Annotated in this window: 29 protein-coding genes and 1 pseudogene; 24 read left to right on the top strand and 6 right to left on the bottom strand. The window is 62.7% G+C overall.

Annotation, left to right across the window (positions count from 1 at the left end; genetic code table 11):
* Window positions 1–59 precede the first annotated feature (59 nt).
* From NKH30_RS02325 to NKH30_RS02370, 10 genes and pseudogenes are all read left to right on the top strand, one after another.
* Complete coding sequence (locus tag NKH30_RS02325) at window positions 60–1,163, top strand: inositol-3-phosphate synthase (protein WP_352472877.1); 1,104 nt, start codon at window positions 60–62, stop codon at window positions 1,161–1,163.
* A complete protein-coding gene (locus NKH30_RS02330) occupies window positions 1,160–1,756 on the top strand; it encodes a histidine phosphatase family protein (protein ID WP_352472876.1) in 597 nt (198 codons plus the stop codon). Before NKH30_RS02325 ends, NKH30_RS02330 begins: the two co-directional genes overlap by 4 nt.
* A gap of 14 nt (window positions 1,757–1,770) precedes the next feature.
* Window positions 1,771–2,874: a CgeB family protein gene (locus tag NKH30_RS02335; RefSeq protein ID WP_352472875.1), complete on the top strand. Its 1,104-nt coding sequence runs from the start codon at window positions 1,771–1,773 to the stop codon at window positions 2,872–2,874.
* Window positions 2,874–3,674 carry a nucleotidyltransferase family protein gene (locus NKH30_RS02340; protein WP_352472874.1) on the top strand — a complete coding sequence of 267 codons (801 nt, stop codon included), beginning with the start codon at window positions 2,874–2,876 and terminating at the stop codon, window positions 3,672–3,674. The genes NKH30_RS02335 and NKH30_RS02340 overlap by 1 nt, the downstream gene beginning before the upstream one ends.
* A gap of 2 nt (window positions 3,675–3,676) precedes the next feature.
* Window positions 3,677–4,438 (top strand): TIGR04290 family methyltransferase, encoded by a 762-nt coding sequence (locus NKH30_RS02345; protein WP_352472873.1) that lies wholly within the window; start codon window positions 3,677–3,679, stop codon window positions 4,436–4,438.
* Complete coding sequence (locus tag NKH30_RS02350; RefSeq protein WP_352542039.1) at window positions 4,431–5,363, top strand: glycoside hydrolase 5 family protein; 933 nt, start codon at window positions 4,431–4,433, stop codon at window positions 5,361–5,363. The genes NKH30_RS02345 and NKH30_RS02350 overlap by 8 nt, the downstream gene beginning before the upstream one ends.
* Window positions 5,364–5,383: 20 nt before the next feature.
* Window positions 5,384–6,448, top strand: a complete 1,065-nt coding sequence (locus tag NKH30_RS02355) for a glycosyltransferase family 4 protein (RefSeq protein WP_352472871.1) — start codon at window positions 5,384–5,386, stop codon at window positions 6,446–6,448.
* A gap of 7 nt (window positions 6,449–6,455) precedes the next feature.
* Window positions 6,456–7,445: a GNAT family N-acetyltransferase gene (locus NKH30_RS02360; protein ID WP_352472870.1), complete on the top strand. Its 990-nt coding sequence runs from the start codon at window positions 6,456–6,458 to the stop codon at window positions 7,443–7,445.
* Window positions 7,446–7,504: 59 nt separating this feature from the next.
* Window positions 7,505–8,206, top strand: a pseudogene (locus NKH30_RS02365) (class I SAM-dependent methyltransferase); the annotation flags it as partial.
* Window positions 8,207–8,431: 225 nt separating this feature from the next.
* The gene (locus NKH30_RS02370) at window positions 8,432–8,650 is read left to right on the top strand and encodes a hypothetical protein (protein WP_023676213.1); all 219 of its coding nucleotides are present in this window, start codon (window positions 8,432–8,434) and stop codon (window positions 8,648–8,650) included.
* 188 nt (window positions 8,651–8,838) lie between these two features.
* Here NKH30_RS02370 and NKH30_RS02375 read toward each other — a convergent pair whose 3' ends face one another.
* Both NKH30_RS02375 and NKH30_RS02380 read right to left on the bottom strand, forming a co-directional pair.
* Window positions 8,839–8,967 carry a hypothetical protein gene (locus NKH30_RS02375; protein ID WP_352451525.1) on the bottom strand — a complete coding sequence of 43 codons (129 nt, stop codon included), beginning with the start codon at window positions 8,965–8,967 and terminating at the stop codon, window positions 8,839–8,841.
* A gap of 50 nt (window positions 8,968–9,017) precedes the next feature.
* The gene (locus tag NKH30_RS02380) at window positions 9,018–9,581 is read right to left on the bottom strand and encodes a sigma-70 family RNA polymerase sigma factor (protein WP_352488584.1); all 564 of its coding nucleotides are present in this window, start codon (window positions 9,579–9,581) and stop codon (window positions 9,018–9,020) included.
* A gap of 317 nt (window positions 9,582–9,898) precedes the next feature.
* Here NKH30_RS02380 and NKH30_RS02385 point away from each other — a divergent pair, with 317 nt between their 5' ends.
* The 3 genes from NKH30_RS02385 (at window position 9,899) to NKH30_RS02395 (ending at window position 10,937) form a co-directional block, all read left to right on the top strand.
* Window positions 9,899–10,102 carry a hypothetical protein gene (locus tag NKH30_RS02385; RefSeq protein ID WP_292657608.1) on the top strand — a complete coding sequence of 68 codons (204 nt, stop codon included), beginning with the start codon at window positions 9,899–9,901 and terminating at the stop codon, window positions 10,100–10,102.
* A 61-nt stretch (window positions 10,103–10,163) separates the two neighbouring features.
* A complete protein-coding gene (locus tag NKH30_RS02390; protein WP_352472869.1) occupies window positions 10,164–10,568 on the top strand; it encodes a DUF982 domain-containing protein in 405 nt (134 codons plus the stop codon).
* Between the two features lie 69 nt (window positions 10,569–10,637).
* Window positions 10,638–10,937 (top strand): DUF982 domain-containing protein, encoded by a 300-nt coding sequence (locus NKH30_RS02395; RefSeq protein ID WP_352472868.1) that lies wholly within the window; start codon window positions 10,638–10,640, stop codon window positions 10,935–10,937.
* Window positions 10,938–10,978: 41 nt separating this feature from the next.
* On the opposite strand, the gene NKH30_RS02400 is transcribed toward NKH30_RS02395, so the two are convergent.
* The 4 genes from NKH30_RS02400 to NKH30_RS02415 form a co-directional block, all read right to left on the bottom strand.
* Entirely contained in the window at window positions 10,979–11,476 is a 498-nt protein-coding gene (locus NKH30_RS02400) for a hypothetical protein (protein WP_352472867.1), read from the bottom strand.
* Between the two features lie 84 nt (window positions 11,477–11,560).
* Window positions 11,561–12,193: a LysE family translocator gene (locus tag NKH30_RS02405; protein WP_352472866.1), complete on the bottom strand. Its 633-nt coding sequence runs from the start codon at window positions 12,191–12,193 to the stop codon at window positions 11,561–11,563.
* Between the two features lie 4 nt (window positions 12,194–12,197).
* Window positions 12,198–12,356 (bottom strand): hypothetical protein, encoded by a 159-nt coding sequence (locus NKH30_RS02410; RefSeq protein WP_352472865.1) that lies wholly within the window; start codon window positions 12,354–12,356, stop codon window positions 12,198–12,200.
* Window positions 12,357–12,474: 118 nt separating this feature from the next.
* On the bottom strand, window positions 12,475–13,305 hold the full coding sequence (locus tag NKH30_RS02415) for an SIR2 family NAD-dependent protein deacylase (RefSeq protein WP_352472864.1): 831 nt from the start codon (window positions 13,303–13,305) through the stop codon (window positions 12,475–12,477).
* A gap of 310 nt (window positions 13,306–13,615) precedes the next feature.
* Here NKH30_RS02415 and NKH30_RS02420 point away from each other — a divergent pair, with 310 nt between their 5' ends.
* The 11 genes from NKH30_RS02420 (at window position 13,616) to NKH30_RS02470 (ending at window position 23,776) form a co-directional block, all read left to right on the top strand.
* Window positions 13,616–14,281: a GlcG/HbpS family heme-binding protein gene (locus NKH30_RS02420; protein ID WP_352472863.1), complete on the top strand. Its 666-nt coding sequence runs from the start codon at window positions 13,616–13,618 to the stop codon at window positions 14,279–14,281.
* Window positions 14,282–14,340: 59 nt separating this feature from the next.
* On the top strand, window positions 14,341–16,143 hold the full coding sequence (locus tag NKH30_RS02425; protein ID WP_352680941.1) for a methanol/ethanol family PQQ-dependent dehydrogenase: 1,803 nt from the start codon (window positions 14,341–14,343) through the stop codon (window positions 16,141–16,143).
* Window positions 16,124–16,987, top strand: coding sequence for a substrate-binding domain-containing protein (locus NKH30_RS02430; protein ID WP_352472861.1), 864 nt, complete (start codon window positions 16,124–16,126; stop codon window positions 16,985–16,987). The genes NKH30_RS02425 and NKH30_RS02430 overlap by 20 nt, the downstream gene beginning before the upstream one ends.
* A 1-nt stretch (window position 16,988) precedes the next feature.
* The gene (locus NKH30_RS02435; protein ID WP_352472860.1) at window positions 16,989–17,522 is read left to right on the top strand and encodes a c-type cytochrome; all 534 of its coding nucleotides are present in this window, start codon (window positions 16,989–16,991) and stop codon (window positions 17,520–17,522) included.
* A 38-nt stretch (window positions 17,523–17,560) separates the two neighbouring features.
* Window positions 17,561–18,535 carry a cytochrome c oxidase subunit II gene (coxB, locus tag NKH30_RS02440; protein ID WP_352472859.1) on the top strand — a complete coding sequence of 325 codons (975 nt, stop codon included), beginning with the start codon at window positions 17,561–17,563 and terminating at the stop codon, window positions 18,533–18,535.
* Window positions 18,532–20,508, top strand: coding sequence for a cytochrome c oxidase subunit I (ctaD, locus tag NKH30_RS02445; RefSeq protein ID WP_352994035.1), 1,977 nt, complete (start codon window positions 18,532–18,534; stop codon window positions 20,506–20,508). The genes coxB and ctaD overlap by 4 nt, the downstream gene beginning before the upstream one ends.
* The gene (locus NKH30_RS02450; protein ID WP_352472857.1) at window positions 20,505–21,110 is read left to right on the top strand and encodes a cytochrome c oxidase subunit 3; all 606 of its coding nucleotides are present in this window, start codon (window positions 20,505–20,507) and stop codon (window positions 21,108–21,110) included. Before ctaD ends, NKH30_RS02450 begins: the two co-directional genes overlap by 4 nt.
* 1 nt (window position 21,111) lies before the next feature.
* Entirely contained in the window at window positions 21,112–21,453 is a 342-nt protein-coding gene (locus tag NKH30_RS02455; RefSeq protein WP_352472927.1) for a hypothetical protein, read from the top strand.
* Window positions 21,450–22,334, top strand: coding sequence for a cytochrome c oxidase assembly protein (locus NKH30_RS02460; protein ID WP_352994037.1), 885 nt, complete (start codon window positions 21,450–21,452; stop codon window positions 22,332–22,334). The genes NKH30_RS02455 and NKH30_RS02460 overlap by 4 nt, the downstream gene beginning before the upstream one ends.
* Window positions 22,315–22,728, top strand: coding sequence for a c-type cytochrome (locus NKH30_RS02465; RefSeq protein WP_352472855.1), 414 nt, complete (start codon window positions 22,315–22,317; stop codon window positions 22,726–22,728). The genes NKH30_RS02460 and NKH30_RS02465 overlap by 20 nt, the downstream gene beginning before the upstream one ends.
* A 526-nt stretch (window positions 22,729–23,254) precedes the next feature.
* Window positions 23,255–23,776, top strand: a complete 522-nt coding sequence (locus NKH30_RS02470; protein ID WP_352472854.1) for a ferritin-like domain-containing protein — start codon at window positions 23,255–23,257, stop codon at window positions 23,774–23,776.
* The last annotated feature ends 318 nt before the right edge of the window (window positions 23,777–24,094 follow it).

The raw sequence follows: 24,094 nt of genomic DNA on the forward strand, positions 1-24,094 counted from the left end.
CAGCGAGGCAGGCGGTTTGGCACGAAGAACTTACCTTCAACAGCATAGGCAGCGGTTTCGTGGGATCGAAGAAAGTTCGGATCGGAATAGTCGGCGTCGGCAACTGCGCCTCCTCCCTTGTTCAGGGCATCACCTATTACCGCGACGCAAGAAGCAATGAGCCCATACCCGGGCTGATGCATGCCGATCTTGGCGGCTACCATGTCAAGGACATCGAAGTGGTCTGCGCTTTCGACGTCGCCAAGGGCAAGGTCGGACGCGATGTGGCCGACGCGATCTACAGCGCGCCGAACAATACTTTCCGCTTTGCCAATGTAGCGCCTACCGGCGCCCGCGTCGAACGCGGACCGACGCTGGATGGCATCGGCAAATATCTGCGTGACGAGATCGTGGAGGCCGACGAACCCGTCGCCAACATCAGCAAGATCCTCGCCGAAAGCGGCGCCGAAATCCTGGTGTCATATCTGCCTGTCGGTTCGGAGGAGGCAACGCGCTTTTATGCCGAGTGCGCGCTCGAGGCGGGCTGTGCCTTGGTCAACTGTATACCCGTCTTCATCGCCTCGCGGCCGGAGTGGCGCCGGCGCTTCGAGCAGCACGGCCTGCCGCTGATCGGCGACGACATCAAGAGCCAGGTCGGTGCGACGATCGTCCACCGGCTGCTCGCCAACCTGTTCCGCGAGCGCGGCGTGCGCATCGATCGCACCTACCAGCTCAATTTCGGCGGCAACACCGACTTCCTCAACATGCTGGAGCGCGAGCGGCTGGAATCGAAGAAGATCTCAAAGACGCAATCCGTCACCAGCCAGATCGACGTTCCCCTGGAGCCCGGCAACATTCACGTCGGGCCGAGCGACCATGTCCCGTGGCTGACCGACCGCAAGTGGGCCTATATCCGGGTCGAAGGCACGACCTTCGGCGGCGTACCGCTCAATGCCGAGCTCAAGCTGGAAGTGTGGGATTCGCCCAATTCGGCCGGCGTCGTCATCGATGCGGTGCGTTGCGCCAAGCTGGCGCTCGACCGCGGTATCGCGGGCGCGCTGACCGGTCCCTGCAGCTATTTCATGAAATCGCCGCCCGAGCAGTTCACCGACGCGGAAGCGCGCCAGCGCACGCTCTCTTTTATCGCCGGCAAGGACGAGCCGATGCTCGATGCCGCGGAATGACGACGACGTTCTTTCTGGTGCGCCACGCCGCGCACGACAATGTCGGCTGTTATCTTGCCGGAAGGATGGCCGGCGTTTGCCTCGGCGAAGCCGGCAAGGCACAGGCCTCGCATCTGGCAGACCGCATGGCACGTGAGGCGATAGCGGCAATCTTCTGCAGCCCGCGCGAACGCACGCAGGAGACTGCCAATCCGATCGCGCTCGCCTGCAATGCCGGTGAAATCGCGATCCGCGAGGAGATCGATGAGATCGACTTCGGCACCTGGTCGGGAAAGACCTTCGAGGAGCTGAACCAGGATGCCGACTGGCGGGTGTGGAACGACCAGCGTCAGCAGGCGAGAACACCGAGCGGCGAGACCATGCTGGACGTGCAGCAACGCGTCGTCTCATTGATCGAGCAGGTCCGCGGCACCTACCAGAACCAGGGCGTCGCACTGGTCAGCCATGCCGACGTCATCAAGGCCGCCGTGTGCAAGGTGCTCGGCCTGTCGCTGGGGAACTGCTTTCGCTTCGATATCGACCCAGCCTCGATCACCACGGTTGTTTGGGGGGACTGGGGGTCGAAGCTGATCAGACTCAACGAAGCTGCCTGACGAGGAATTGCCGGATGCGTATGGCTATTTTCGGTCTTACCGTGACATCGTCGTGGGGCAATGGGCACGCCACACTGTGGCGCGGATTGATCCGGGCGATGGCCGGGCTGGGCTGGTCCATCACCTTCTTCGAACGCAACACTCCCTATTATGCCGGGACGCGCGACCTCGATCAGTTGGATGGCGGCAGCATTGTCCTTTATCCGGACTGGCAGGACATCCAGAGCGTTGCCGAGCAGGCGATGAGTGAGGCCGATGTCGTCATCGTCACCTCCTATTGCCCCGATGCCGTGAGCGCGTCGCGCCTTGCCCACCAGGCCTGCCGCGGACTGAAGGTGTTCTACGATCTGGACACGCCGGTGACGCTGGCGCGGATCGAACAAGGTGAGCCTCCGGCCTATTTCGGGCCGGAAGGGCTTCGCGATTTCGATCTCGTGCTGAGCTACACGGGAGGAACCGCGATCGACGCATTGAGGTCGATGCTGGGTGCGCGCCACGTCATGCCGCTCTACGGCCATGTCGATCCAGAGCGACACCGGCCGGCTCCGCCCAGGCCGGAGTTTGCCGGCGACCTTTCCTATCTCGGGACCTATGCGGCAGACCGCCAGGCCGGGGTCGAGAGGCTGCTGGTCAGTCCGGCTGCGCGCCTGCCGGAGCGCCGCTTCATCATTGGCGGCGCACAATATCCGCAGGAATTCCCGTGGAGCGACAATATTTTCTTCGTCCGTCACCTGCCGCCCGCCGACCACCCCGCCTTCTTTTCATCATCACGGCTGACTCTGAATGTGACCCGCGAGGCGATGGCAGAAAGGGGCTGGTGCCCATCTGGCCGGCTGTTCGAAGCCGCCGCTTGCGGTGCCGCGATGGTGAGCGACACATGGCCGGGACTGGAGGCCTTTTTCCGGCCCGGCGAAGAGATCGTCGTGGCGAACAGCACCGACGACGTGGTCGCCGCGCTCGACCTGTCCGACGCCGAGCTTGACGCCATCCGCCGTCGAGCGCGCGAGCGGGTGCTGGAGGAACACACCTCGGCACGGCGCGCGAAGGAATTCGACCGCATCCTGTCCGATGCACTGCACGGCTCCACGCATGGCGAGCCGTTGAAGGAGGCAGTTTGATGTTGGGCATCGTGCCCGCAGCCGGACGGGGAAGCCGCATCCAGCCGCTCGGCTTTTCGAAGGAGCTTCTGCCGGTCGGCAGCCGCATCGACGGCAACACCGAACGGCCTTGCGCGGTCAGCGAATACCTGGTGCGCCGCATGGTGCGCGCGGGGGCCGACAAGATCTGCTTCGTCATCGGCTCGGGTAAGTCGGATATCCTCGAATATTATTCTGCCGGCTATGCCGACGCGACTGCGCTGTTTGTGGTGCAGCCCTCTCCGGTCGGCCTTTGCGACGCCATCTTCCGTGCCGCACCGCTCGTCACAGCCGATGAGACCGTTCTGGTCGGGTTGCCTGATACGATCTGGTTTCCCGAAGACGGCTTCCTGGCCCTCCCGGACGACGGCCTGTCCTTCCTGCTGTTTCCGGTGGACCAGCCGGAGTTCTTCGACGCCGTTGTTGTCGACCAGGACAGCCGGGTGAAGCAAATCCAGGTCAAGCAGCAGAATGCCCAATCGAACTGGATCTGGGGTGCGTTCAAGATGCCCGGCCGCACCCTTCACCAGCTCGCCGCGCTGTGGCGGGAACGGGACCGGTGCGACGAATATATCGGCACGCTGGTCAATGCCTATCTCGCCGCCGGAGGCGATGCCTGCGGCATCAAGGCTGGCACCGCCTATGTCGACGTCGGCACCTTCAACGGCTACCGCACCGCACTTCGCCTGCTTGAAAGCGCTGCCGGTACCAGGGACGATCAAGTCGACATTACGCTGCCCAGCCACCAGCACGTCCCTGTCCTCGCAGGCGAAAGAGGCTAGCCATGCTGCATTCCGATGCCGAAATCCGCCGCCGTATCGATGCGCTCGGCCCATGGTTCCACAATATGGAACTGGCCGGCATCGAAACCGCTCCCGACCATTTCCTTGGCAACTATCCGCTGATCAAATGGCGCAAATTCGCCGACGCCATTCCCGCCGATCTTTCCGGCAAGGCGGTGCTCGACATAGGCTGCAATGCGGGTTTCTATTCGATCGAGATGAAACGCCGCGGCGCCGGCCGCGTGCTTGGCATCGATTTCGATGAGGCTTACCTGGCGCAGGCGCGCTTTGCCGCCGAGGTAGCAGACTGCGACATCGAATTCCGGCAGCTCTCGGTCTACGACGTTGGCGCCCTGCATGAGCGGTTCGACATCGTGCTGTTCATGGGCGTGCTCTACCATTTGCGCCATCCCTTGCTCGCACTCGATCTGATCCGGGAGCACGTCGCCCGGGACCTGATGATCTTCCAGTCGATGCAGCGCGGCAGCACCAACGTGCCGGCGCTCGAGCAGAATTATCATTTCTGGACCCACGACCTGTTCGACCGGCCGGAGTTCCCAAAGCTACATTTCATCGAGCATCGTTACGCCGACGACCCGACCAACTGGTGGATTCCCAATCGCGCCTGCACCGAAGCCATGCTGCGCAGCGCCGGCTTCGAGATCGTGCTGCAACCGGAGCAGGAGGTCTATTTCTGCCGCACCGGCGACGTGCCGGCCGGCGGCGGCGCCGTCTACCCGTCGAAAGGACCGACAAATGATTGAAGCCGCGATGATCTGGAACGAGCCCAACAACAAATCCCACTGGGATCCCGAGCTCGACCCCGACTGGAGCCGCTTCGCCGCTACGGCAATCCTGGCCGCCGACGCGATCGCGTTGGAGAATCCGGCCTTGACCAAAGTCCTTGGCGGCATCTCGCCGATCGATGCCGGCTTCATGACACGGATGAAGGAATTCGGCGTGCTCGATCATGTCGACGCAGTCGCCGTGCACGGCTTTCCGCTCGACTGGAACCTCTGGCAGATCCACGAATGGCCGCAGAAGATCGGCGAGATTTCGGCTGTCACCGATCTTCCGGTATGGGTCAGCGAGGTCGGCGTATCGACCTTCGGCGCCGAGGAGGTACAGGTCTGGGGCCTGCGCCGGACCGCGGAATTGCTGATCGGCAACGCGCCGCGCATCCAATGGTACAGCCTCTACGACCTGCCGCGCGAGTGGGAAGCGACGACACGCCATCGCGAGGCGGAAGGCTCGTCTTACTACCGCCATTTCTACATGGGCCTGCTCCGCCAGGACGGCACGCCAAAGCCCGCGCTCGAGGAGTTCCTTCACCACACGCCGGCAATGGGACTGGTGCAGTGGTTCCATTTCGAAGATCACCGGCTGGACGACGCCGTTGCCTGGATGAAACGCCTCGGCGTCACCAATCTGCGTACCGGGCTTTCCTGGGCCGACAGCTTCAGGCCGAACGCACTTGACTGGTTCGACCGGCAGATGGAGGCTTTGGCCGACTTCGACGTGACGGTTACTTTCTGCTTCACGCCGGAACACCGCGGAATGATGCCGCACCACAGCAGTCCGCCGCTGGTGCCGGAGGAATTCGCCGACTTCTGCGCGGCAATGACGCGCCGATATGCCGGCAGCATCGCTGCCCCTTCGGTCTGCAGGCTGCGCGCCTCCGCAGCGTGAGGAGCTTCGGCCCTCCAGCCATGACGCTCACCATCCTCAACGTCGCCTATCCCCTCGCCCCGGTCGGGCCGGATGCGGTCGGTGGTGCCGAGCAGGTGCTGTCGATGCTCGACCAGGCGCTCGTACAGGCCGGACACCGCTCGATCGTGATCGGCTGCCAGGGCTCGAGCGCTGCGGGTGTCCTCATCGAGACGCCGGCCGAACCGGGCGTGCTCGATGAAGCGGCCAAGCGCCGGGCGCAGCGTGCTCATTGCGCCGCAATTGCCACCGCGCGCGCTCGCTGGCCAATCGAGGTGGTCCATTTGCACGGTATCGATTTCGATGCCTATCTGCCGGGCGACGGGCCGACATTGGTGACCCTGCATTTGCCGCTCGACTGGTATCCGGCCGACGCTCTCAATCCGGCGCGGGAGGATCTGTGGCTGCATGCGGTATCGGCGGCTCAGCAAAGAACCGCGCCGCCGGGAGCCAGGCTGATTGGGCCGATTCCCAACGGAGTGGACGTCGACGCGCTGAGCGAGCCGCAGGCCAAACACGACTTTGCGCTCGTGCTCAGCCGCGTCTGCCCGGAAAAGGGCATCCATCTGGCGCTCGACGCAGCCAAGAAGGCCAGCGTGCCGCTGGTCATCGGTGGCAAGGTCTACCCCTATGAAACGCACACAGCGTATTTTCGCGACGAGGTCGAACCCCGGCTGGACGACCGGCGCCGCTTCCTTGGTCCGCTCGGCTTTGTCGCCAAGCGGCGCCTGCTGAATACAGCCCGCTGCCTAGTCATCCCGAGCCTTGCCGCGGAGACCAGTTCGCTCGTCGCAATGGAGGCGCTCGCCTGCGGCACCCCCGTGGTGGCCTTCCCGAATGGCGCACTGCCGGATGTGGTCGAGCACGGCAAGACCGGGTATCTGGTCGGGGATGTCGACGAGATGGCCGAAGCCATCGCTGCCGCACCCAGCCTGGACCCCGAGACCTGCCGAGCCGAGGCGCGGCGGCGCTTTTCACTCGACCGCATGGTTTCCTCCTACATGGACGCCTATCGGGCGCTGGCACGGCTCGGCACAGACAGCGGGCAGCTCGCGACGGCGAGGTGAGCAGGACATGCTCCGCAGTGAGATCATCGACGATCCGGCGGACCTCGAAGCCCTCGAGCCGCACTGGTGGGAACTTTGGTCGCGCAGTCCCTCGGCGACGCCGTTCCAGTCTCCCGCATGGTTGCTGCCATGGTGGCGGACATTTGCTCCCGGCGAGCTAGCGACGGTCGCCGTCTGGCGTGGCGACGATCTGGTCGGCCTGGCGCCACTCTATCTGGAACGCCACGACGCCGGCGCGCGATTGCTTCCGCTCGGCATTTCGTTGAGCGACTATCTGGATGTCCTTTGTCTTCCCGAGATGGCCGAACCGGTCGGCGCAGTCATCGGTGGCGCCGTTCTTTCCGTCGGCTGGTCACAGTGGATCTTGCAGGATCTGCCTCCCGGCGGCGCCGGCCTTGCCATCAGGCATGCCGCGCTCGAATCGTGCCAACCCGTCGGTCACGCCGCTTGCCCGGTGCTCGCCCTCGCTGGCGACCAGACGCTTCAAGGCTGCGTTCCGGCACGGCGGAGGCGCCAATTGCGGCGCGCCCACAGGGCCGCGTCGAGACGCGGCAGTGTCTCCATCGAACCCGCTTTGTCCGATCCGCAGATATTCCTCGACCACCTGATCCGCCTTCACCGCGCGCGCTGGGCCGGACACGGCGACGGCGTTCTGTCCGATTCCCGCGTGGAAGCATTCCACCGTCAGGCGCTGCCGCAGCTGGTCGCACAGGTGCTTGCCCGATGCTGGCTTGTCACGATCGGTAACGCGATCGTGGGCGCCTATTACGGGTTCCATCATCGTGGCCGCGCTTGCGCTTATCTCGGTGGCTTCGATCCGGCCTATGCCGATGAAAGTCCCGGCGCGCTGCTCATCGGCCAAGCGATAAGGCAGGCGATCTGCGAAGGCGCGGAAGAGTTCGATTTTCTGCGCGGACAAGAGGCCTACAAGTACAGCTGGGGCGCCGTCGACCGGTGGACGATGCGCAAGATCTGGACGCGGAGCAAAGGGCGATGAGCGCGACCCAGCCAGAATCTCGGCGGTCGATATCAGCAAGGCGGGTGCTGGAGGATTGCATGGCAGACGGTGCCGGCGTCGAAGCCGTCATCGCCAGGCTGGCTCTCCGTTTCGAGACAGGAATCGATGCTGCAGAATTGGCGAAAATTGCGCAAAACACGCACTCGGCTGACCCGCGAAACACGGCAAAACTGCAACGGATTGCCGACCTGCTTCGGCGCAGGCCCGAGATCTTCGCCACGCTGCGCAAAACAGGTGGCGCCGTTCGGCACGAGCGTGGCGAGGACGAGACCGACGATGCGATCGTCAAGCGGCTGGCGGCTGGGTTTGACGCGGCGGCGGCGATCTCCCCGGCGGCGAGCGTCCAGCTGTCATCGCTGGGCAATGAGGAAAACCTCTCTGCCGCTACGGCTGAGATCGTTGCATGGCTGGAGAGGCGAGGCTTTACCGGCACCGGCCGCGACATACTGGATATCGGCTGTGGTATCGGTCGGTTCGAACAGGCGCTCTCCGCTCTGTCGCACCGAATCGTTGGCAGCGATATATCCCCAGCGATGATCTCGATCGCCCGCCGGCGATGCGCCGGGCTCGGCAACGTAGAATTCCGCCCTACGCGCGGTTTCGATCTTGCCGATTTTTGCGATGCAAGCTTCGACCGCGTGCTGGCCGTCGACAGCTTTCCCTATCTGGTGCTGGCCGGCCTTGCGGAGCGACATTTCGTGGAAATCGCGCGGGTGCTGAAGAGGCCGGGGATGGCCGCGCTTTTGAATTATTCATATCGCGGCTCGCCGGCGCTGGATCGCGCCGATGTCCATAACTTCGCCAACGCAAATGGCATGCAAGTCCTCGTCGACGGCGAAAAGCCGTTCCGGCACTGGGACGGCGATGCCTTCCTGCTTACGATTTCCGGCGGAACATTGCGGCCCAACGCTGGTTCGGATGCCGAACGGGAAAAGCCGCTATTCGACGGTATGAAGGAGGACAAGATGGCGTCCGGAAGCAAGAAGCACATCGGTCGCGGCAGTCACGGCAAAGGCGCTGGCGCTGGCGCGATGACGGATCTTCCCAAGGACAAGATCGGAGAGAACGCCGTTCTGTCCAACAGAGACAAGAAGCAGCACACCAAGGAGCGTGGGCTCGACGGCAATCGGGTCAAGTCCGAGCAGTACCAGGATCATTCAGCGGATCGGCGGCCTGAAGACTGATCGTTGCGGCGGCATATGGCTTGCAGCCGGCGAGCAATTGAAACACCGCGAGAACCCAACCGCTGACGAAGCTGTGCAAGGACCGAAGCCGGTCGCATGGACGCCCTGCAAATTCTTGCAAACTCGCACTGTTGCCACCAGAGTGAGGTGAAGGGACCAACATTTGCCAAGAGAGCGCGATGTCTCGCTCAAGGGAAGATTCCGTCAGCACGCGTGCCGATCTGACGATAGACCGGGAAATCGCTTCCTTGCTTGCGGCCATCGAGCAGGAAAGGGTTCCTGACCGGCTGACCAAACTTGCGATCGAGTTGCAGCATGCGCTTGTCGAAAGGCACTTGCGCGAGACCAGCAACTAACGTGACGTGTATTAGCGGCGCCTCTCGGCTTCGAAGTCCAGTTGTCCTTCGGACAGATAGCTGCGCCTTTCCATCAGGGTTTGCGAGGAACTTTCGCCAAGGTATTCCAGCACGCCGGCGCGTGCCCTGTTGAGCCGGCTCTTCACGGTTCCCACCGCGCAACCGCATATTTCGGCCGTTTCCTCATAGCTGACGCCCAGAACGCCTATCAACATCAGAACCTCGCGCTGGTGCTCAGGAAGGCTCTGGATGGCCTGGTGGACCTCCTTGCCCTGCACGGACCATTCCTGCGTCGCTTCCGAGATCGGCCGCAGCGATGCGCAGTCGAGCAGGCCGGGCGCTTCCCTCACCGCGGCCCTGACACGCGTGTAGTAGGTGTTGCGCATGATCGTAAAGAGCCATGACTTCATGCGCGTTCCAGCTTCGAATTTGTCAATGTTGGCCAAGCCCTTGGTCAGCGTCTCCTGGACCAGGTCGTCGGCATCATCGGGGGTGCGGCAGAAGGTGCGGGCGAAAGCCCTCAAAGCGGGTATGAGGTCGACGATGGAAACTTCTTCGGTTTCGCGAGTCGCCAAGGCGTAGGCTGCAGGTGGCAATGGTCCAGCTCCCGTCCAGAATGAGTTCGTGAGCGCAGACCAGTTAAATGCATTGGGCGAAAGATCGTTCCGGTTGGCGAAAGCACCCGGCTCCAGAAACCGGAGAGGACTTGGCTGAGCAATCCCGGCCGACGGCGATATTTTTGACGGAACAACCATCGGGATCGCGGAGTTCAAAATCAAGGTCGTCCGACAAATTCGCGCGCCGACATTTGGCGCGTCGAAATGCGATCTCGCAGCGTGCCTTGGCTGCGACCTCAAGGGCGGCCCGCCACCTCAAGAAACAGGAGGAGTCCATGACAGGAAACAAGCACGCCAAAGGCAAAACGCCGGCCGATAGCGATCTTGCCAACGATCCCGGCATCGGCAGTTCCAGGGGCACGATCAAGGAGGGCGACCGGCTCGATCAGGGCAACAATACGTTCGAAGGCGATGTCGAGAACGACACCACGCCGCAAGGCGGTATCAATCCCCGGCAAAAGATGCGGACCAACAAGTGACCGGCTGCGCACGATCGAACAAACCTGCTGCAACCCGTGCAGCAATCCCGCGTTAAAGAGCATGAGCCTCGTGTCCGCCCCGGACGTTGATGCGACAGGCTCTTTCGCGGAGACACAGATGACAAAAAAATCGTTTGGCCGCCCCGTTCCAATTCTCGTCGGCCTTGGTTTCCCTCGCCATGTCGAGAATATCTGGCAGGCCTATGACGTCTTAAACGAATGGCCGAGCCGCGGTCCGGCGCACAAGGCGGCGTTCGACGCCTGTCGCGCCGGGCTGGCTGACGAGGTCGACGTCGAGACGGTGCGCGCGGCGTTCGATACGTTCGCCCGCAAGGCGGGCATTCTGGCCTACGATATCGCAGCCGAAATACCAGCACGCCCCACAACAGCTGCGAAGGCCCACGACGTCTGGCCGAAACGCCCATCGGACGGCCGTGTAGACCCTGAAGACGCCCAGCTTGCTTGAAGCGGCCACCTTGCTTGAAGCGGCCACCTTGCTTGAAGCGGCCACCTTGCTTGAACCGGGAGGAATACGGTGCTGAGAACAGAGTTCGATACCCCTGTTTGCATCTATTTCGGCAAGCCTGGGCGATCGCGATTGGTCAGTTCCGTTTTCGAAGCAGTACATTGCCTGAAAAGCGAGAAATGGCCGGCGCGCAATGCTCCGCTGGCGCTGGCGGCCGCTGATGTATTGAATCGCGCCCGGACCGGTGAAATTACGGCCGGCAAAGCGCGGCAAGCATTTGTCGACGCCGCTTGGGAGGCGAACATTCTTGTCGAAGGCGAGCCGCATGACGCGCGTGGCCTGACAGCCTTCATGTCGGACAGCGGGTGAACCGGCACGCTGTTTTCCCGCAGTTCCGTCCAAAGCTTGGTTTATCGCGAATGATTGGCGTTCTCGGCCTTTTTCTCGCGCTGCTGCCTGAGGACCTCGTCGGTTCCGACCAGCTTCTTCGATCCGCCGGGAATCGCGGTGGACACAACAGCCGGTGGGTCGCTTGCCGGGAAAGAATCCTCCAGACCCGCCTGCAACTGGTCTTCCAGCGTTTGCGGCTCTTCAGACCGGCCGGGGGTCCTTCGGGTATCTACGTTCTCCAGTGGCTGCTTCATGTCCGGTGAAGACTTTACCTCTCGAATCCAGCCGTAGAGCTGTTCGATGGCAAATTCCTTCATCGTGTCGAAATCGGCTTTTTCGTCACGCGATGCCTCGATTTGGTCGACCATCGTCTTCTCGAACCGGTCGAGATTATCGTTTCCGCAGGCCCGGCAGAGACGCACCAGCGCCTCGCGCAGTATGAGTGGCGCAAAGTGCGCCGTCGCCTCAAGCCTGAGCTGCTGCAAACGCTCCGGGGTAGCGGCTTGGAACTTCGACATGTTCGACCTCTCGCCTTGTGGAGCAGGTCAACGAAAATTGTCGGCGGATGTTCCATCGGCGGTGGCCGGTGCATCGCTTGATCCTCAGCGGTGCGCGCCACCGACTGCCATGCGGATACCGAGACAGACGACGAAGCAGCCTGCCACGCGCTGCTGCCAGAGCCTTACCTTCGGGCGTTTCATGACCCAGGTCCCGAGCGTGCCGGATGCGAGTGCATATGTGCCCAGCACCAACACACCGGTCATTTTCTGGGTGCCACCGAGCAGCAGCAATTGCAGCGTGACCGATCCGCGGGAGGGATCGACGAACTGTGGAAGGAAAGCTAGCATGAAGGTTATCGGCCAGGGATTTATCAGATTGGCGATCATTCCTTCGCGTGCGGCCACAAGCGCCCCGACACTGCGGGGCTCCTCGACGGCGACGCCGGCCGACGGCAGCAGCACCAGACGCGATCCAAGCCAAACCAGATAGGCTGCGCCCATCCATCGAAGCATGGCAAAGGCAAACGGCGATGCCTGGAGCAGCGACGATATGCCGAGGGCAAGCAGCGGCAGCTGGACCATACCGGCGCCGAGGGTCATTCCCAGGACGGTGAACAGGGCAACATCACGGCCCTGCCCGATGCCGCGCGCAATCACCAGCAGACTGTCGGGCCCCGGCGGCATCTGCATCAGGATGACCGTTCCGACAAAAGCCGTCCACGAAGCGGGATCCACGTCGCTACTTCGCCCCGGTTTCGCAAGATGCCTTTGCGCCGTCCTTCAACTGGCCGGCATCTCGCATCATCTTGAGCGCTTCGTCCCTCGTCAGGCCGCACTTGCGGGCAAAAAAATCGATCTCATAGGCCAACTCGGCCGACAGGTCGTGTTTGGCATACATTCTTCGCTTGTGTTTGCGTGCGCCCACCAAGGCTCGGTCCCGGCTATGTTAGTCCTCCCGAACTCACATCGGATCAGCCGGTTCCCACTGCCTGACCAATTCGTTTCCGCAGGTTTTCTCACGCGCCGTCCGGCCGGCCGACCCTGTCCTTGAGTTCGTTCAGGAATGCGAGGAGCGCGTCTTCAGGATCGTCGGCCTCTTCGGTCAGCATATCGATGCCCCAGCGGCCGAGAACAGCCTCCTGGACGATGCTCGGCTGCGACATGAAGATGAAGGATTTCGGACGGTTCTTCTCGTAACCGGACCTGCGCCAGGTCTGCCAAAGCCGATGCAGCAGCAGACGGATGTTCATGTCGGACATGCTGTAGCCGATGAACAGGATGGTGCGCCCTAGCGCGTCGGCTCGAAATTTCACATCGAGCGGCGAATCGAACGACAGCCGTTCAAAATAGTCGGTCTCCGCCAGGACCAACGATTTATCGTCGTCGAAATCGCCGTGGAACTTGATGATCTGCGTCACCTCGCCGGTGGCCTTTGGCAAGTCCTTCGCATTGGCGACTTTGACAAAGGGGCGGCTATGGATCTCGAAGGCCACCTCGAGGTTGCGATCATAATTGGTGGTGTAGATGATCGGAAAATCGAGCGATACGATCAGCTTGTGGATTGCCGATCGCTGCACTTCTTCCCGCGAGACGCTCCATTCGCGATCCATCCAACTGCGCAAATGGCTGAGGCTCCCCTGCTTCAGCCGGTAATATTCTGCAATGGCCTGATAGCTGGCCTCTGGTGCGCCTATCATGTCCTCGTGAAGGCCGAGCTCGTTTTGCATGTGCTCGATGAGCTTTTGCCAAGACGGCAAGCCGACGCTCATCGACACCCCGGCTCCAACGAACAGGATCGCTCGTCGCTCTTTCACCGATTGGGCCAGTTGCTCGACTGCAGACAGCATTCGACACAACTGCAATAGATACCGCTCCGTTCCAGCCGAGCCCGGACCACCGGGAGAATAACTCCGATTTCGGATTGAATGCCTCCCGAGCGCCCGCCGCCGAGTTTAGCTCACCCCATCCGATATTTATTTCATTCCATTTGGCACTTCTGCGCCTGTCACGCGTTGGGAGTGTTCAACAAACACGGCGCAGCTGATGGATCGCAATCGGATTGTCTCAGTAGCATTATGTCTGTTCCTGCTTACGATCTGCGCCGTCCAGCAAAAAGCTTGGGCTCAAGCACCTTGCCCGGCCGACCACGACAAATTGTTGGCCGCTCTCAAGGCCAACGTCAAAGCAAGCGGCGGCCCGGGCAATGGCGGCTTCGATACTCATGAATGGGCCGCAGTCGTGGCTCGCGACGGAACGGTCTGCGCCGTCGCGTTCAGCGGGCCTACCGCCGACGCCCAGTGGCCCGGCAGCCGGCTGATCGCCGCCGAAAAAGCCAATACCGCCAACGGGCTCAGCCTCGCCCAGATGGCGTTGTCCACCGCGAACCTCTATGCGCCGGTGCAGCCCGGCGGTCCTCTATACGGCCTGCAGGCCACCAATCCGGTCAATCCAGCGGTAGCCTATGCCGGCGATCCTTCGACATTTGGAAGCTCCAGCGATCCGTTGCTGGGAAAGCCCATCGGCGGTGTCGTCGCATTTGGCGGCGGCCTGGCTCTTTACGACGCCAAGGGGATCGTCGGGGCGCTTGGCATAAGCGGCGATTCCTCTTGTGCCGACCACAATGTCGCCTGGCGCGTGCGCGCCGCGCTGGGGCTGGACAAGGTGCCGGCCGGCATCAACCCAGACCGCAAGGACGCCATCATTTACGACCTCGATCCCGGCGGCAAGAGCGCCTCCGGCTGGGGGCATCCATTGTGTGCCGGAAGTGAGGCGGACGTGGCGGCGGAGCTCGGCGCCGGCGTGGGCGGGTCAATACACAAATGAAGAAAGTGCGACAGGTGGCCGTGCAAACCAGTGTGTCAGCCAACGGGGGAAAAAGGTCTATGGCTGCGATGCTGGGATGGACGCTGCTGGCGGGCTTCGCGCTGATTACCGCGGCGGTTGCTCAGTCAACGTCAAGCCCTGCGATAAATCCGCCGGCCGCAGCCGCTCCGCCCGACGACGGCCAGTGGGCGATGCCGGCAAAGAACTACGCCTCGACCCGCTACAGCGATCTCGCGGAAATCACCGAAGACAACGTCAAGACCCTGCAGGTGGCCTTCACCTTCTCGACCGGCGTCAACAAGGGCCAGGAGGCTGCGCCCCTGGTGGTCGGCAACACGATGTACATAGTGACGCCGTTTCCCAACATCCTCTATGCGCTTGACCTTACCAAGCCCGGCGCGCCGATGAAGTGGAAGTTCGAGCCCAATCCGGAGCCTGCCGCCCAGGGCGTTGCCTGTTGCGACGTGGTGAACCGCGGTGCGGCCTTCTTCAACGGGCGCATCTATTTCAACACGCTCGACGGCCACACCATCGCCGTGGATGCGGCCACCGGCAAACCGGTCTGGAACACCCATATCGGCAACATCAATGTCGGCGAGACCATCACGATGGCGCCGCTGGTGGTAAAGGGGAAGGTGCTGGTCGGCAATTCCGGCGGCGAAATGGGCGTACGCGGCTGGATCAAGGCGCTCGACGCCGGCGACGGCCACGTCGTCTGGACGGCCTACAACACCGGCCCGGACACCGAGGTGCTGATCGGCCCGGATTTCAACCCGCATTACGACATGGACAAGGGCAAGGATCTCGGCGTGACGTCGTGGCCGCCCGACGCCTGGAAGATCGGCGGCGGCAATGTGTGGGGCTGGATCTCCTATGACCCGGACCTCAACCTGATCTTCCATGGCACCGGAAATCCCGGTCCGTGGAATCCGGATCTGCGGCCTGGCGACAATAAATGGACCGCCGGCATCTTTGCCCGCGATCCCGACACCGGCGCAGCCAAATGGTTCTATCAATGGACCCCGCACGATCTGCACGACTACGACGGCATCAACGAACAGGTGCTGCTCGACATGACCTGGCAGGGCAAGCCCCGCAAGGTGCTGGTGCGGCCGGAACGCAACGGCTACGTCTATCTGTTGGATCGCACCACGGGCGAGGTCCTGTCGGCAGTGCCGTTCGGGCCGGTCAATTCCAGCAAGGGCGTCGACCTCAAGACCGGCCGGCTGATTGTAAATCCGGACAAAAAAACCGGCACCGGCAAGGTCGTGCGCGACATCTGCCCGACCGCGTCCGGCCTCAAGGACTGGCAGCCTTCGGCATTCTCGCCCAAGACCGGTCTGCTCTACATCCCGCACAACAATCTCTGCATGGACGAAGAGGGCGTCGAGGTGAATTACATCGCCGGCACGCCCTACGTCGGCATGAACGTGCGCATGATCCCCGGGCCGGGCGGCAATCGCGGTGCTTTCACCGCCTGGGATGTCGCCGCCGCCAAGCCGGCGTGGAGCCTGAAGGAGAACTTTCCGGTGTGGAGCGGCGCCGTCGCCACCGCCGGCAACGTCGTGTTCTATGGCACCATGGAAGGCTGGTTCAAGGCGGTCAGCGCCAGGACCGGCGAACTGCTGTGGCAGTTCAAAACGTCGTCCGGCATCATCGGCCAGCCGATCACCTATCGCGGCCCGGACGGGCACCAATATGTTGCGATCCTTTCGGGTGTCGGCGGCTGGGCCGGCGCGATCGTATCCGGCGATCTCGATCCGCGCGACGCCACCGCCGCGCTCGGCTTCGTCAACGTCATGAAAGATCTGAAGGATGTAACCACGCCGGGAGGTACGCTGTATGTGTTCCGGCTGCCTTGAGACGATCGGCCGAGTTGCGCGGCCACGGAGAACGCGTTCGCGGCGGTTAGCCGTCGCGGTTGGCGCACTGGCGCTCTCGCTTGTCGCCACCCTTGCCGATGCGCGCGAGCTGAGGATCTGCGCCGATCCCAACAACATGCCGTTCTCCAATGCCGCCAGGGAAGGCTTTGAAAACAAGATTGCCGAACTCGTCGCCGGGGAGCTTGGTGCGACGGTGTCCTACACGTGGTGGGCACAGCGGCGCGGCTTCGTCCGCAACACGCTGAAAGCCGGCTTGTGCGATCTGGTGCCCGGCACGCCCGTCAATCTCGAGATGCTGCGCACGACCGCGCCCTACTACCGGTCTTCCTATGTGTTCGTGACACGCAAGGATGTGCCAGAAATCACGTCCTTCAACGATCCTCGCCTGCGCGATCTGCACATCGGCGTCCAACTGATCGGCGACGACGGCGCCAACTCGCCGCCCGTCCAGGCGCTTGGCCGCCGCGGCATCGTCGGCCATCTCATCGGTTTCCCCGTCTATGGCGACTATTCGGCGCCGAACCCGCCAGCGCGCATTATTGAGGCGGTCGCGAATGGCGACATCGACATGGCCGTCGTCTGGGGACCGTTGGCCGGCTACTTCGCATCCAAGCAGAAGGTGGCGCTGCGGATCACGCCGGTTTCGCCGCGCGTGGACGGCCCGCAACTGCCGATGATCTACGACATCTCGATGGGCGTGCGCCGTGGCGACGATACGCTGCGCAACGAGGTGAACGCCGCCCTGACCAGACACCGCGACGAGATCGACGCGATCCTGGCGGCCTACCAGGTGCCCCGCCTCGATCCTGTCGGAGCGCCTTGAAATGAAGCGCGGTCTTCCCTTGCTGGTGTTCGCGATCCTCGCGGTTTCCGGGTGCCAGCGTGAGGAACGCGACACGCGTCCACAGTCGGCGCTCGGCTCGGGCGACCAACCGGCAGCCGTGACGGCCCTCGAGCCGGGCGGCCAACGGCCGGCCTCGTCCGATACCAAGGCCGGCGTGTTCGAGGCCAACGCCTTCCACCTCAGCGAGGGCAAGCGTCTGTTCAACTGGTTCAACTGTTCCGGTTGCCATGCCAATGGCGGTGGCGGCATGGGCCCGGCCCTTATGGACAAGAAGTGGCTCTATGGCAGCTCGATCGAAAGCATCCACGCCACGATCAGGGACGGTCGGCCAAACGGCATGCCGAGCTTCCGCGACAAGATCCCGGACGACCAGATCTGGGAGCTTGCCGCCTTCGTCCGCGCGTTGAGCGGCAACGCGCCGAAATCCGCTGCGCCGAGCCGCGACGACGACATGATGCCCCATCCATCCGAAAATCGCCTGCCGGATGCCGCGACTCTGGGGAAGTCGCCGTGAACCGCCTTGTTTGCAGGGTGTGCTGCGGCGCAGCCTTCATGCTGCTCCTTGCAGGATGCAGCGGCTGGCAATCGGCGCTCGACCCAAAAGGCTCGGCCGCGGGTGAGCTTGCGTGGCTGATCTGGTTCTTCACCGCGCTGTGCACGGTGGTCTGGCTTCTAGTGCTGGCTGTGCTGATCATGCCATTGGCCCGGCGCGCGGCGCCGCTCGGCGATCCACTTGTACTCGACGCTGCCGCCGAGCGCAGCAAGATGCGAATTGTCGTCGCCGCACTCGCCGCTACCGCCCTGATCCTGGTAGGCCTGACCCTGCTGAGCTACTTCGCCAACCGGACGCTCGCTGCTATCGGCTCGGATGCGGCGCTGACGATCCGGGTGACCGGACATCAATGGTGGTGGGAGGTGCGCTACGAAAATGATCAGCCGAACCGCATCCTGACGACCGCCAATGAAATCCACATCCCGGCGGGCGAGCCGGTGCGGCTTGTAGTGACCTCGACCGACGTCATCCATTCCTTCTGGGTCCCGAACCTCTCGGGCAAGCTGGACCTCATTCCAGGCCACGAGAACGTTCTCGATCTGAAGGCGGACAAACCCGGCGTCTATCGCGGCCAGTGCGCCGAGTTCTGTGGCGCGCAGCATGCCAATATGAGCACCTTCATCATCGCCGAACCTCGGCCTGTATTCGACGCCTGGCTGAACGATCAGCTGCGGCCGGCGGCCGCCCCCGTGTCGGCCGAGGCCAAAACCGGCCACGACCTGTTCCTCAAACGGCCATGCGTGATGTGCCACAAGATCGGCGGCACCATCGCCGGCGGTACGGTCGCTCCCGACCTTACACATATCGCAAGCCGGCGGACGCTCGCTGCCGGAACGCTGGCGATGAGCCGGGGCAATCTCGCAGCCTGGATAGCCGATCCGCAAGGGATCAAGCCAGGTGCCCACATGCCCGTGGTGGGACTGAACGGGGACGAGCTGAATGCAATCGTAGCCTATCTCGAGGGCTTGAAATGAGTAGCGCCGACCTGGCCCATGGGCGTGACCTCGCCCAGCAACGCGCCGCAGCACAAAAGGGTGACCTAGCTCCCGAGCGCGACGGTCCTCGTGATACCGGCCTCGACGACGCCAGCCTTGACGGCTGGTTGGCGCGGACATGGCAGACGGCGCCAGGCATCATCGCTGCGCTCTCGAGCGTCGACCACAAAATTGTCGCGCGGCGCTACCTGATCACCGCTTTCGTCTTCCTGTGCCTCGGTGGCCTCAGCGCCGTTGCCATGCGCATCCAACTGTCGGGGCCGGAGCGTGGGCTGATCGGGCCCGACCGCTACAACCAGCTGTTCACCATGCATGGCGTGACCATGATGTTCCTGTTTGCAGTGCCGATCGTTCAGGCGACCGGCATCTACCTCGTGCCACTGATGGTCGGCACCCGCAATATCGCCTTTCCGCGCCTCAATGCATTCAGCTTCTGGATTTATCTCTCCGGTGGCCTCTTCGCTTGGGTGTCGTTTGCACTCGACATGGCGCCCGACGTCGGCTGGTTCTCCTACGTGCCGCTGTCCGGTCCTGAATTTGGGCCAGGCAAGCGTTCCGACGTGTGGGCGCAGATGATCACTTACACCGAAGTGTCATCGCTGGCGGTCGCGGTCGCCACCATCGTAACCGTGCTGAAGCAGCGTGCGCCGGGCATGTCGCTCGATAAGATTCCGCTCTACGTCTGGGCGATGCTGGTCACCTCTTTCGTAATCGTGTTCGCCATGCCGGCGGTCATGATCACGTCGACGTTCCTGATCCTCGACCGGCTGGTCGGCACCCATATCTTCAATCCCGCCGAGGGCGGCGACGTTTTGCTGTTCCAGCACCTGTTCTGGTTCTTCGGCCACCCCGAAGTCTACATCATATTCCTGCCGGCTACCGGCGTGGTGTCCTCGATCATCGCCGCTTTCGCCCGGCGTCCGGTATTCGGCTATCTGGGCATGGTACTGGCCTTGATCGCGGTCGGCTTTCTGTCGTTCGGCCTGTGGGTTCACCACATGTTCGCAACCGGTCTGCCCAAGCTCGGCGCGAGCTTCTTCACCGCCTCAAGCATGCTGATCGCCATCCCGAACGGGCTGCAGATCTTCTGCTGGCTGGCGACATTGTGGGACGGACGCCCGATAATCCGGACGCCGCTGCTGTTTGTGTTCGGCTTCTTCTTCACGTTCGTCGCGGGCGGCCTGACTGGGGTGATGCTGGCGTCGGTGCCATTGGACCTGCAAGTGCACGACACCTATTTCGTGGTCGCGCATTTCCATTACGTGCTGATCGGCGGGTCGGTGTTCCCGCTGCTCGGCGCGACCTATTTCTGGTTCCCCAAGATCACCGGCCGGATGATGAGCGAACGTCTCGGACGCTGGCACTTCTGGCTTGCCTTCCTAGGCTTCAATGCGGCGTTCTTTCCGATGCACATTGTCGGCCTGTGGGGCATGCCGCGGCGGGTCTACACCTATCCGGTGGAACTCGGCTGGGGCAACATCAACCTGTTCATCACAGCCGGCGCGGTCATCCTGTTCCTAAGCTTCGTTCTGTTCACTATAAACCTGGTGTACAGCGCCTCGAGGGGCGCCCCGGCGGGGGACAATCCCTGGAATGCTGGCACGCTGGAATGGGCGACGAGCTCTCCACCGCCGAGCTATAATTTCGCTCGGATCCCGGTGGTTACCCACGCCGAGCCGCTCTGGGCCGAACGTGACACGCTGCCTGTCGCGACCGGGCTTCGCGTCGACGCGCGCGAACTTGTCATATCGACCGTGGCAGAGGCGCATCCAGATGTGCGCGAGAAGTCGGCGACACCGTCGATCTGGCCATTGTTCGCCGCGCTCGCCGTCGGCGCCACCTTTCTCTATTCGATCTTCAGCCCGTGGGCGGTGGTCTGGGGAGCCGGGCCGATCGCCATCACTCTGATCGGCTGGTTCTGGCCGAAAGGCGACCCGGAGGATGAGGAATGAAACAGCGCCCTACCGCCGATCTTTCCCAACTCCCGACCTTCGGGCTCGGACCACGCAGCCCGACCTGGTGGGGCACTCTCGCCTTCATGGCGCTGGAGGGCACTGGGTTCGCGCTCGCCGCAGGCGCCTATCTTTACCTTGCCTATCTGTCGCCCGAATGGCCGCTGGGCGTGCCGCCGCCCAACCATTGGCCAGGCACCATCGTCACGCTGTTGCTGCTCGCCAGCGTGGTACCCAACCACATACTGAACCGCTATGCCGAAGCCTGTGCCATGGTGCCCGTGCGCATCGGCCTGATCGTCATGTCGCTGCTCGGTATCGCACCGCTTGTCGTGCGGTGGTTCGAATTTCCGGCCCTCAACATCTATTGGGATACCAATGCGTACGGCTCAATGCTGTGGGTCCTGCTCGGCCTCCACACAACGCATCTGATTACCGACGTCGGCGACACGCTGGTGCTGACGGTCCTGATGTTCACGCGCCATGGCTATAACGGCCGGCGTTTCGGGGACGTTGGCGACAACGTCTTCTACTGGGATTTCGTGGTCGCGACTTGGATCCCGATCTATCTGTTGATCTACTGGATGCCGAGGCTTGACTGAGATGCGTGCGCTTCGCTTGGGCACATCATGGGGCGGGCTGTTGTCCGGGCCTTTGGCCTGGGCGGTGTCGACGCAGCTGAACTATGCGTTCGTGGAGTGGCAGTGCGCCCACGGCGTTCCCCTCATACTGGTCATTGCGCTGGTGCTGACAGTGCTGGCCCTGCTCGGCGGCGTGCTTTCGTGGCGGGCGCGCCAGCAAGGTGGCGCCGCCTTTAAACCGGATCGTACGCGCGGCACCGAGGATTTCGTCGCCAATATCGGCATTCTCAGCGCGGTGCTGTTTGCGCTGGTAATTGTCATGCAAGGCGCCGCCTCGCTCATTCTTGACGGCTGCCTGCGATGAGCTTCGACGCGCTCTTCTCTACCACGATCTGCTACGGTGCCGGCGCCGCGCAGGCCGGCTGGACGCTGGCGTTGCCGATCACGCTGCCGCTAACCATGGTCGCACTGCTTTACGCGGCAGGCGCCTTTCGGCTGTGGCGGCGGAGTGCCCGCAGCCGCCCGTTGCGGTTGCGGCAAGCCCTGCTGTTTGCGACCGGCTGGGCCATTTTGGCGGCAGCACTGGTCAGTCCGCTCCATGCATTGGGTGAGCGGGTCTTCACCGCCCACATGATCGAGCACGAACTGTTGATGGCGGTGGCGGCACCCCTGCTGGTCGCCTCCCGGCCGGCGGCGGCGATGATGTGGGCATTGCCGATCAAGCTGCGGCTGGCATTTGGCGCAGCCGGGCACGCGAAGATGCTGCAGGCGGTTTGGGCCACCATCAGCCGCCCTGTAACGGCCACCGTCCTGCACGGCGTCGCCATATGGGCATGGCATATTCCGGCGCTGTTCGAGGCGGCGCTTGCACAGGGTGTCCTGCATTACGCGCAACATGCCAGCTTCTTCGGTTCCGGCCTGCTGTTCTGGTGGGTCCTGCTGCCGCGTTCAGGCCGCGAACAAGCCTGTGGCAGCGCAGTCATGCACCTCTTCTTCACGTCGCTGCACACTGGCCTGCTCGGAGTGCTGCTCCTGGTCTCGCCAAGGCTGTGGTATCCGGAAAATGGCGCAGGCGCAAACCTATGGAATCTTAGCCCGCTCGAGGACCAGCAACTCGCCGGTCTGGTCATGTGGGTTCCGGCCGGCCTGATCTATGGCGGCGCGGCGTTGCTGCTGGCCGGCCTGTGGATCCGCTCGAGCAGCCGAAAGGACCGGGAGGCGTCGCATGCGCTTCACGCTGTCTAAAGCCGTAATCGGCGCTGCGGTTATTGTCGTGCTCGTTGCAGCCCTGGCCGGGATTTTGTTGTACTTCGAGCAAAGCCGTCGGGTCGAGCAGAAGGCCGACAATGCGACCGGCGGCGTCGGCGCCCGCGCCATTCCGATCATGATGGCCAATGGCTGCGCCGGTTGCCACACCATCACCGGCGTTCCCGGCGCGCAAGGGTTAGTCGGTCCACGCCTCGACGCAAGCCTGGCCACCCGGGTCTATGTCGGCGGCGTCTTGCGCAATAGGCCGGAGAACCTGATCCGCTGGATCCGTGCGGCAAGGGAGATCAATCCGCATACGGCAATGCCTTCGACCAGAATTTCCGATCAGGAGGCGCGGGACGTCGCTGCCTACCTCTATTCGCTGAAATGACATCGTTGCTCGCCTAGTCGAGATCAAACACTGCCGGCAGTCTACCGATGCCGGTTTGCCGGACCGGCAATCGTCACCGCCTTCGGCTCGATGCCTTGCTTGCCGACGAACCTTTCGGAACCGGCCCGCATCGGCGAGGCTGCCCGCGGTCGCGTCGCACATCGCGGCCGACGCGAGCGCCCGCTATGGCCCGGGCAATCTGCTGGTGCGGATTGTTTCGCGGGCATCTCGGATATGAGCTTCTTTGGCGAGGGGGCCGAGTCCGGTCCGACGTCGTCGTCCGCAACACGCCGATGTGGGCAACATTCCTACCCTCAATATGGTGGGGAACGAGACTACCATACGCCGTGCGACCGTTTGCATATCGGCTATGCTTTCGACGTACTGTCGCAGGTTGTGAGAGCTGTTTATGCTGCACTTCTTGAAGAGCAGGGTTAGGTGTAAAAGCTCGACAGTCAACACCTCGCCAGGAACAAATCGGCATAGCCACGGTTTGGTTCTACACGTCAAACCGCGAGGAAATCCTATGGATACTGATGTCAATTCCGAAACCCGCTCGATCTTCATTGTCGGGCTGCGCAACGCCCACGCCATGGAGAACCAGGCACTGTCGATCATGAAACCTCAGGTCAAGCGGATCGAGAACTATCCGCAGGTCGCCGACCGCCTGCAGCAGCATATCACGGAGACCGAAGGGCAGATGGCCCGCCTGGAATCCATTCTGGATGGCCTCGGTGAGGACCATTCCACATTGAAGGACACGGCCATGTCGATGGTCGGCAGCATGGCCGCGATGGGACATTCCGTAGCCGGCGACGAAATCCTCAAGAACAGCTTCGCCAACTTTGCATTCGAAAATTACGAGATCGCCGCTTACAACTCGTTGCTCGTACTCGCCGAGGCCGGAGGGTTTAGTCAGGCAACCAATTCCCTTCAGCAGAATCTCAGCGAAGAAGAGAAAATGGCCGACTGGTTGAGGCAGAACCTGCGCGGTGTCACCTTGCAATACGCCAGGCTGCGTGAGGCGGGAGAGACCGCCAAGAGTTAGGCCGCCCGGCGGGCCGAGAGGAATTCCTAGCAACCACCCCTGTCGAATTGACGGGGTTGTCTAATCGCCGCTGGGACGTCAAGCATGTAATTGCGTTGAGACGACGCTGCCGGGTGCATGGTTGTCTTCGCGGTCGACATCAGTCGCCGCATGATGGAGCTCCGCGGACGAGCCTTCAATGTGGACGACGCACTTTGCTGAGACAGCGGTGCAATCCCATCAGCGGAATGGCTCGGCTCACGTCCCGGCAGGGACGTCTCAGGCGCTCAGATCCTGAACGCTATTCGCAAGATTTCATGCTGTGGCGCCTGCATTTCG

This window comes from Mesorhizobium sp. M1273 (genome assembly GCF_040318195.1).
Classification (GTDB): Bacteria; Pseudomonadota; Alphaproteobacteria; order Rhizobiales; family Rhizobiaceae; genus Mesorhizobium.

What these genes read in the sequence shown, in the direction of transcription:
- NKH30_RS02415 (WP_352472864.1), bottom strand. Translation starts at nt 13,305, where the DNA reads ATGCTGTCTGCAGTCGAGCAACTGGCCCAATCGGTGAAAGAGCGACGA.
- NKH30_RS02390 (WP_352472869.1), top strand. Translation starts at nt 10,164, where the DNA reads ATGAGCCTCGTGTCCGCCCCGGACGTTGATGCGACAGGCTCTTTCGCG.
- NKH30_RS02400 (WP_352472867.1), bottom strand. Translation starts at nt 11,476, where the DNA reads ATGTCGAAGTTCCAAGCCGCTACCCCGGAGCGTTTGCAGCAGCTCAGG.
- NKH30_RS02335 (WP_352472875.1), top strand. Translation starts at nt 1,771, where the DNA reads ATGCGTATGGCTATTTTCGGTCTTACCGTGACATCGTCGTGGGGCAAT.
- NKH30_RS02425 (WP_352680941.1), top strand. Translation starts at nt 14,341, where the DNA reads ATGGCTGCGATGCTGGGATGGACGCTGCTGGCGGGCTTCGCGCTGATT.
- NKH30_RS02470 (WP_352472854.1), top strand. Translation starts at nt 23,255, where the DNA reads ATGGATACTGATGTCAATTCCGAAACCCGCTCGATCTTCATTGTCGGG.
- NKH30_RS02430 (WP_352472861.1), top strand. Translation starts at nt 16,124, where the DNA reads ATGTGTTCCGGCTGCCTTGAGACGATCGGCCGAGTTGCGCGGCCACGG.
- NKH30_RS02375 (WP_352451525.1), bottom strand. Translation starts at nt 8,967, where the DNA reads ATGCTGCAACTCGATCGCAAGTTTGGTCAGCCGGTCAGGAACCCTTTC.
- NKH30_RS02355 (WP_352472871.1), top strand. Translation starts at nt 5,384, where the DNA reads ATGACGCTCACCATCCTCAACGTCGCCTATCCCCTCGCCCCGGTCGGG.
- NKH30_RS02340 (WP_352472874.1), top strand. Translation starts at nt 2,874, where the DNA reads ATGTTGGGCATCGTGCCCGCAGCCGGACGGGGAAGCCGCATCCAGCCG.
- NKH30_RS02330 (WP_352472876.1), top strand. Translation starts at nt 1,160, where the DNA reads ATGACGACGACGTTCTTTCTGGTGCGCCACGCCGCGCACGACAATGTC.
- NKH30_RS02410 (WP_352472865.1), bottom strand. Translation starts at nt 12,356, where the DNA reads ATGTATGCCAAACACGACCTGTCGGCCGAGTTGGCCTATGAGATCGAT.
- NKH30_RS02465 (WP_352472855.1), top strand. Translation starts at nt 22,315, where the DNA reads ATGCGCTTCACGCTGTCTAAAGCCGTAATCGGCGCTGCGGTTATTGTC.
- coxB (WP_352472859.1), top strand. Translation starts at nt 17,561, where the DNA reads ATGCTGCTCCTTGCAGGATGCAGCGGCTGGCAATCGGCGCTCGACCCA.
- NKH30_RS02435 (WP_352472860.1), top strand. Translation starts at nt 16,989, where the DNA reads ATGAAGCGCGGTCTTCCCTTGCTGGTGTTCGCGATCCTCGCGGTTTCC.
- NKH30_RS02385 (WP_292657608.1), top strand. Translation starts at nt 9,899, where the DNA reads ATGACAGGAAACAAGCACGCCAAAGGCAAAACGCCGGCCGATAGCGAT.
- ctaD (WP_352994035.1), top strand. Translation starts at nt 18,532, where the DNA reads ATGAGTAGCGCCGACCTGGCCCATGGGCGTGACCTCGCCCAGCAACGC.
- NKH30_RS02350 (WP_352542039.1), top strand. Translation starts at nt 4,431, where the DNA reads ATGATTGAAGCCGCGATGATCTGGAACGAGCCCAACAACAAATCCCAC.
- NKH30_RS02345 (WP_352472873.1), top strand. Translation starts at nt 3,677, where the DNA reads ATGCTGCATTCCGATGCCGAAATCCGCCGCCGTATCGATGCGCTCGGC.
- NKH30_RS02450 (WP_352472857.1), top strand. Translation starts at nt 20,505, where the DNA reads ATGAAACAGCGCCCTACCGCCGATCTTTCCCAACTCCCGACCTTCGGG.
- NKH30_RS02370 (WP_023676213.1), top strand. Translation starts at nt 8,432, where the DNA reads ATGGCGTCCGGAAGCAAGAAGCACATCGGTCGCGGCAGTCACGGCAAA.
- NKH30_RS02455 (WP_352472927.1), top strand. Translation starts at nt 21,112, where the DNA reads ATGCGTGCGCTTCGCTTGGGCACATCATGGGGCGGGCTGTTGTCCGGG.
- NKH30_RS02360 (WP_352472870.1), top strand. Translation starts at nt 6,456, where the DNA reads ATGCTCCGCAGTGAGATCATCGACGATCCGGCGGACCTCGAAGCCCTC.
- NKH30_RS02460 (WP_352994037.1), top strand. Translation starts at nt 21,450, where the DNA reads ATGAGCTTCGACGCGCTCTTCTCTACCACGATCTGCTACGGTGCCGGC.